This is a genomic window from Sphingomonas molluscorum (genome assembly GCF_039522995.1).
In the GTDB taxonomy this organism is placed as follows: domain Bacteria; phylum Pseudomonadota; class Alphaproteobacteria; order Sphingomonadales; family Sphingomonadaceae; genus Sphingomonas; species Sphingomonas molluscorum.
Genome location: NZ_BAAAEL010000026.1, coordinates 1 through 2,375 on the forward strand (window position 1 = coordinate 1; position 2,375 = coordinate 2,375).

General features: G+C 64.0%; 5 protein-coding genes. 2 read left to right on the forward strand and 3 right to left on the reverse strand.

Annotated elements, in window-relative coordinates; genetic code table 11:
• Positions 1 to 151 (forward strand): helix-turn-helix domain-containing protein (locus tag ABDZ92_RS16855; protein ID WP_343764196.1); only part of this gene is annotated, 151 nt, incomplete at its 5' end.
• A 232-nt stretch (positions 152 to 383) separates the two neighbouring features.
• On the opposite strand, the gene ABDZ92_RS16860 is transcribed toward ABDZ92_RS16855, so the two are convergent.
• From ABDZ92_RS16860 to ABDZ92_RS17000, 3 genes are read right to left on the reverse strand one after another with little or no spacing between them, the layout of a single operon-like run.
• Positions 384 to 725, reverse strand: a complete 342-nt coding sequence (locus tag ABDZ92_RS16860) for a Rap1a/Tai family immunity protein (protein WP_024021617.1) — start codon at positions 723 to 725, stop codon at positions 384 to 386.
• A gap of 3 nt (positions 726 to 728) precedes the next feature.
• On the reverse strand, positions 729 to 1,661 hold the full coding sequence (locus ABDZ92_RS16865; protein WP_037531219.1) for a DUF1259 domain-containing protein: 933 nt from the start codon (positions 1,659 to 1,661) through the stop codon (positions 729 to 731).
• A gap of 17 nt (positions 1,662 to 1,678) precedes the next feature.
• Positions 1,679 to 2,044, reverse strand: coding sequence for a Rap1a/Tai family immunity protein (locus tag ABDZ92_RS17000; protein ID WP_148564657.1), 366 nt, complete (start codon positions 2,042 to 2,044; stop codon positions 1,679 to 1,681).
• An 85-nt stretch (positions 2,045 to 2,129) separates the two neighbouring features.
• Between ABDZ92_RS17000 and ABDZ92_RS16870 the strand changes: the two genes are divergently transcribed.
• Positions 2,130 to 2,375: Chromate resistance protein ChrB (locus ABDZ92_RS16870; RefSeq protein ID WP_343764192.1), on the forward strand; the 246-nt coding region annotated here is incomplete at its 3' end.

Genomic DNA, 2,375 nt, shown 5'->3' on the forward strand with positions numbered 1-2,375 from the left:
CGCACTCGGCAAGGACAAGCGCGACCTGGCCTTCAGGCTCTACCACGAGAACACGATGCCGATCGCCAAGATTTGCTCGATGCTCGGCATCTCCAAGCCAACACTCTACGCCTATGTGCGATCGGCCGAGACCAAGCCGGTAGCCGCGTAGCGACGCTCGCCGACAAATAGCGCGATCAGAATGCCGCCACTTAGCGCGAGCGTTTACACCCAAGAGCGTGACCGTGTTCTATGTCGCAAAACTCAGGACTTCCGCGACAAGCCGTGGCCGCTGCGATCCATTCTCTGTCGTTCCGCTCGCGCTGATGGGCGCCTGAAAGCCACCGTTGACTCGGTCGAGCACGGCTGTTCAGAAAAATGACCGGTTGTGACACTAGGTATCGTCATCGTGGTGAGTTCGACGGACACGGCCAGGTCTCACTCATCGCGCGCTCCGCGCCCGCCATCATGTGCTTGTCATGGAAGTACGTGTTGACTTCCGCCCAGCGCACATAGGCGGTCCGCAACCGGTGACGGTTATAACGAGGCGGATTACAGACACTCTGCTGGGCGATCATCATGTCAACGATGCCCTGAAGGTAAGCTCCGCAGCCCGACTCGCCTGCCCGGCAGCTCGTGAGCAGCGCCAGACCCTGCATATCGCTCGGCGTTTCGTCTTGAGCGAGCGCGCCTGTAGGCGCCAGCGCGGCTGCGGCGAACAGCGCCGTCCACCAGTTTCGTGTCATAGGTCAGCTCCGTTGCACATTGGTTTTATCCAGTGCTGCACGGAGCCCGCGTGCGAGCTTCTGGGCGTCGTCATTCGCCCAAAAGTGCATGAAGAAGAGCCGGGGCTGGTCATCCAGCATGTGATTGTGAAGCGCGGTGACCTCGATGCCCCCCGCGCGTAGTGCGCGGAGCACGGGATCGACCTCGGCGGCGGTGAGCACGAAGTCACCGGTGATCGCCGCCCGGCCCGAGCCGGTCGGCTGGAAGTTGATCGCGGTTGCGGTGCCCATGGACGCTGGCGCGGGCATGCCGCCGTCGCTCAGCTTCTCCGCGCGAGGAAAGCTGAACTGATAGACCCCACCGTTGGGCTTACCCTTGCCATCCATCAGCCGGTCAAGCGCGGCGGTGTCGAGGGCGATTGGCTGCGACGACCCCGCGCCGGCGGACGGCGGTTGCGAATCCCTGGATGGTGCCGTCATCGGTGTCCGGCTGGCGGCGAGCGCTTCACGGAGGGCGGCCGCAAGCTTCACGGGGTCACCATGGCCGCCGATGTGCATGTACATGGTCGCGGGCGCGGAACGAAGCAGATGGTTGTGGAGCGCGGTGATCGTGAAGCCGGATGCCAGCAACCGGCTCATGACCGGATTTACCTCCTCATGCGTCAGCACGAGGTCACCCATGACCATCACGTCATTGCCCATGGGGTGGAACGCCGCCCAGGAGCCGAGGGCAAGCGCCGGCTTGATTGCCACACCGTCGAGCTGGACGTTAAGATCGCTGCGCGGGAACCCATACCGGCGAACGCCGTCGGGCTGCGTCGTTCCCGCTCGGCCGAGGCTCTTGTCCACGAGCGCCCACCTGTCGCCGTGCGCCTCGGGCGGTGTCGCTTGCGGGTTTGTCTGGGCGGCGGCCGGTGCGGCGAGCGCGATCGCCAGCGGGAGCAACAAGTGACGCAATGCTTCTCTCCTCGATCTCAATTGGTTTGTCGGCATGGGAAGCGCTGGCGTAGCGCCATCGTCACACCCGCCAACCGGGGCAGGTTGGCTGCGTGACGGTTCTCTACCGCCCACGCCGGGAAGATACGGCTCAACTCGCCCGATCGGACGCCCCGGCCGCAGATTCCGGCTTCGCTGCCGCCGTTGCCGAAAGCGGAAAGCGTCTCGGCGGCACCAGCGAGATACGCTTCGCACCGACCGTTCACCTTCCTTTTCGTCTCGTCGACACACGTCCGATAGAACTGCGTAACCGTCTCATAGCGAGGTTGGGCCGCGGCAGACGAGGCCGCTGGGCACGCCAGGCACGCCAGCATGGCGGCAGCACCTGATCCAACAGCTCGCATTGCGGTCTCCTCACCCCAACTTTTAATCCACCCAAGCAAACGATACAAGTGTACGTTCGTTGCGTCGCTATGTTACAGTTGCTTCATGGCTGATGCTTCTTCGCCCGAGCCCCGTGACTGGCTGCTCCTGATCCCACAGCTCCCGGCCAAGCCCGCCTATCTGCGCGTGCGGGTCTGGCGGCGCTTGCAAGCAATGGGAGCCGCTCCCCTCAAGAATGCCGTTCACGCGCTCCCTGCTCGCGACGACACCCGCGCGCTCTTCGAGGAACTCAGAGCGGAGATCACCGCAGGGGGTGGCGAGGCGTTGATCCTGAAAGCCCGGCTAGTTGAG

Excerpts from the sequence above, each read along its gene's own strand:
- ABDZ92_RS17000 (WP_148564657.1), bottom strand. The coding sequence starts at position 2,044 with ATGCGAGCTGTTGGATCAGGTGCTGCCGCCATGCTGGCGTGCCTGGCG.
- ABDZ92_RS16860 (WP_024021617.1), bottom strand. The coding sequence starts at position 725 with ATGACACGAAACTGGTGGACGGCGCTGTTCGCCGCAGCCGCGCTGGCG.